This is a genomic window from Rhizobacter sp., from assembly GCF_031412495.1.
In the GTDB taxonomy this organism is placed as follows: Bacteria; Pseudomonadota; Gammaproteobacteria; order Burkholderiales; family Burkholderiaceae_C; genus Schlegelella_A.
Window position 1 is genome coordinate 1 of sequence record NZ_JANODC010000409.1, and the last position, 3059, is coordinate 3059.

Below are 3059 nucleotides of genomic sequence, written 5' to 3' on the forward strand. Positions count from 1 at the left end.
GCCGAACGCGAGATCGCGCTGGAATTGCGGCGGCAGGGCCTCGGCGAGGCCGAGATCGGCAGCCACGCCGGCGCCGCCGACACTTCGCTGTCCCTTGGCATCGACGAGCAGCTGGTCCGCGCCGCACGCCTGACCGACGGCAGCGCGCTCGGCAGCGCCGAAGGCGTGCAGGGCGATCCTCGGCGCGCCAGCGCCGCCGCCGGTCGTGGCGTCGCCGACCTGGTCGTCGCCCGCACGCGCGACGCCATCCAGCGCGAGGTGGCGCGTCGGCGACCGTGACCCTCGTGCCGCCTATCGTGTGCGGTCTTTCGCGGGTGGCCGCGTCGCCCGCGTCCTCTTTTTCAATCCGCCGAGCGTTGACGAAGCGTTCGATCTCCCTGGAGCTCTTCTCTTGAACCTTCCTACCCCCCTGCGCCGCACTGCCGGCGTCGCTGCTGCCGCCACCCTGGCGACGCTGAACTGCCTCGCCCAGCCCGCCTCGACCCCGGCCGCGACGACGGCGCCCCGCGCCGCCTCGGCCGCGGTCGCCGTCGTCCCCGGCATGGCGCCCGTGACCGATCGCGCGAACCTCTACGGCGACACGGTCGCAGGCAGGCTGAGCGCTGCCGTGGCCGGCGCGCTGCCGCGCGTCTACGTGCCGCACGTCAGCTCGCACGATGTGTACGTCATCGATCCGGAGACGTTCAAGGTCGTCGACAAGTTCAAGGTCGGCCTCAACCCGCAGCACGTCGTGCCGTCGTGGGACCTGAAGACGCTCTGGGTCGCCAACAACGCCGAGAACACGACCAAGGGCAGCCTGATCCCGATCGATCCGAAGACCGGCAAGCCGGGCAAGGCGATCGCGGTCGACGATCCCTACAACATGTACTTCACGCCGGACGGCAAGGAGGCCATCGTCGTCGCTGAGGCCTACAAGCGGCTCGACTTCCGCGACCCGGTGACCATGGCCCTGAAGTCGTCGCTGCCGACGCCCGACTGCCCCGGCATCAACCACGCCGACTTCTCGATCGACGGCCGCTACGCGATCTTTACCTGCGAGTTCGGCGGCGCGCTCGTGAAGATCGACCTCGTCGAGCGCAAGGTGCTCGGCTACCTGAAGCTGTCGACCGGCAAGATGCCGCAGGACATCCGCATCTCGCCCGACGGCGCCGTGTTCTACGTCGCCGACATGATGGTCGACGGCGTCTTCATCATCGACGGCCAGAGCTTCAAGGAGATCGGCTTCATTAAGACCGGCAAGGGCACGCACGGGCTGTACCCGAGCCGCGACGGCAAGAAGCTCTACGTCACCAACCGCGGCTCGAACAAGATCCACGGCAAGGGCAAGGGCATGGGCAGCGTCTCGGTGCTCGACTTCGCGACGCGCACGGTCGACGTCACCTGGCCGATCCCGGGCGGCGGCAGCCCCGACATGGGCAACGTCAGCGCCGACGGCAAGTGGCTGTGGCTCTCGGGCCGCTACGACAACGTCGTCTACGCATTCGACACGACGAGCGGCGCGGTGAAGGTCATCCCGGTGGGCAAGGAGCCGCACGGGCTCACGGTGTGGCCGCAGCCGGGCCGCTATTCGCTCGGCCACACGGGCAACATGCGCTGAACCGCGGCCCCTCGGGCTGCCACTTTGCTCACGCTCTCCGGTCGCGGCGGCCGAAGGGCGCGGCGCGGGCCACGGCGTGCGCCATGCTCGGCGCCCGCTTGCCCCCGTCCCTGCCGATGCCGCCGCCCGCTCCCCTTCGCGCCCAGCCATTCCGATCGCGACTCTGGCGCGCGGCCCTGCTCGTGTCCTGCCTGCCGGTCGTGACCGGCGCCCTGCTCGTGATCGCCGGCGCCGATCAGCGCGGCCTGCCGAGCTCGAGCGTCCAGTACGTCCGGTAGGTGCTCGTCGGCGTGCCCGGCACGCAGGCCATGCCCATGTCCTGGAAGGCCGGGTTCATGAGGTTGGCGCAGTGGCCGTCGCTCGCGAGCCAGCCGTCGATCACCGCATTCACGCTCGGGTAGCCGGCGGCGATGTTCTCGCCGATGGTGCTCCACACGTAGCCGGTCGCGTCGATCCGGTTCACGAAGGAGCGGCCGTCGGCGCTGGTGTGCGAGAAGTAGTTCTTCGCCGACATGTCCTCGGAGTGGCCGAGGGCGGCCTGGGTCAGCTGGGCATTCCAGGTCAGCGGCGTCGTCGCCGCGAAGCGGCCGGCGCTGCGGCAGTCGACCGGCGTCGAGCGCAGCTGGTTGATGCGGGCGATCGCACCGGCGGCGAAGTCGGCGAGGCCGCAGGTGCCGGCTGCGACCGGCGTGGGCGCTGGCGCGGGTGCAGGCGCTGGAACCGGTGCGGGAGCGGGAGCCGGCGCGGGTGCGGGCGCGGGTGCGGGTGCGGGTGCGGGCGCGGGTGCGGGTGCCGGTGCGGGTGCGGGTGCGGGTGCGGGTGCCTTGGGGAGCCGCGGCCGACGGCGCAGGGCTTCGGCATCGGTTTCCGACACCGACTGGGCCGCCGGCATCGACGCCGGCGAACCGACGGCAGAGGCAACGACGTCGGTGCTGTTGGCATCGGCCGACGAGGTGTCGGAGCCGCCGCCGCAGGCGGCGACCAAGGAAGTCAGGGCGGCGGCACAGAAGAGGGGGCCGAGGCGTTCGATCGGGGAGGGAGAAGGCTGGGTCATGAGAAAGATGGGGTTGGTACGTGCAACGACCATAGCGCGCGATCGGCGCACGTCGCGAAAGTGGTCCGTGCTTTGCGTAAGCGCTTGTAAGGCGGGCGCCGCCAGCGACATCGGCAGGGCCGTGCGGACCGGAGTAGATTCGCCCGGAGCCACCCTCGGCCGACCCGGCGCAGACACCATGAGCGACCCCTTCGTTCCCATCCGCGGCCTGCACCACTTCGCCTGGCGCTGCCGCGACTGCGAGGAGACGCGCCACTTCTACGAAGACCTGCTCGGCCTGCCGCTGGTGCACGTGATCCGCTCCGACGTGGTCCCGAGCACCGGCGAGCACTGCCCCTACGTGCACGTCTTCTTCCGCATGGCCGACGGCTCGCACCTCGCCTTCTTCGACCTCGGCGACGACGTCGC

General features: G+C 70.8%; 4 protein-coding genes. 3 read left to right on the forward strand and 1 reads right to left on the reverse strand.

Features of this window, described 5'->3' with window-relative positions:
- Both AC30N0_RS15100 and AC30N0_RS15105 read left to right on the forward strand, forming a co-directional pair.
- On the forward strand, positions 1 to 279 hold a 279-nt coding region (locus AC30N0_RS15100), incomplete at its 5' end, for a creatininase family protein (protein WP_489518725.1).
- A gap of 112 nt (positions 280 to 391) precedes the next feature.
- Positions 392 to 1597: a YncE family protein gene (locus tag AC30N0_RS15105; RefSeq protein WP_489518726.1), complete on the forward strand. Its 1206-nt coding sequence runs from the start codon at positions 392 to 394 to the stop codon at positions 1595 to 1597.
- A 235-nt stretch (positions 1598 to 1832) separates the two neighbouring features.
- Here the strand turns inward: AC30N0_RS15105 and AC30N0_RS15110 are convergent, their stop codons facing one another.
- On the reverse strand, positions 1833 to 2651 hold the full coding sequence (locus tag AC30N0_RS15110) for a CAP domain-containing protein (RefSeq protein ID WP_489518727.1): 819 nt from the start codon (positions 2649 to 2651) through the stop codon (positions 1833 to 1835).
- Positions 2652 to 2829: 178 nt separating this feature from the next.
- On the opposite strand from AC30N0_RS15110, the gene AC30N0_RS15115 reads away from it, so the two are divergent.
- A partial coding sequence (locus AC30N0_RS15115) for a VOC family protein (RefSeq protein WP_489518728.1) occupies positions 2830 to 3059 on the forward strand: 230 nt, incomplete at its 3' end.

What these genes read in the sequence shown, in the direction of transcription:
- AC30N0_RS15110 (WP_489518727.1), bottom strand. Translation starts at nt 2,651, where the DNA reads ATGACCCAGCCTTCTCCCTCCCCGATCGAACGCCTCGGCCCCCTCTTC.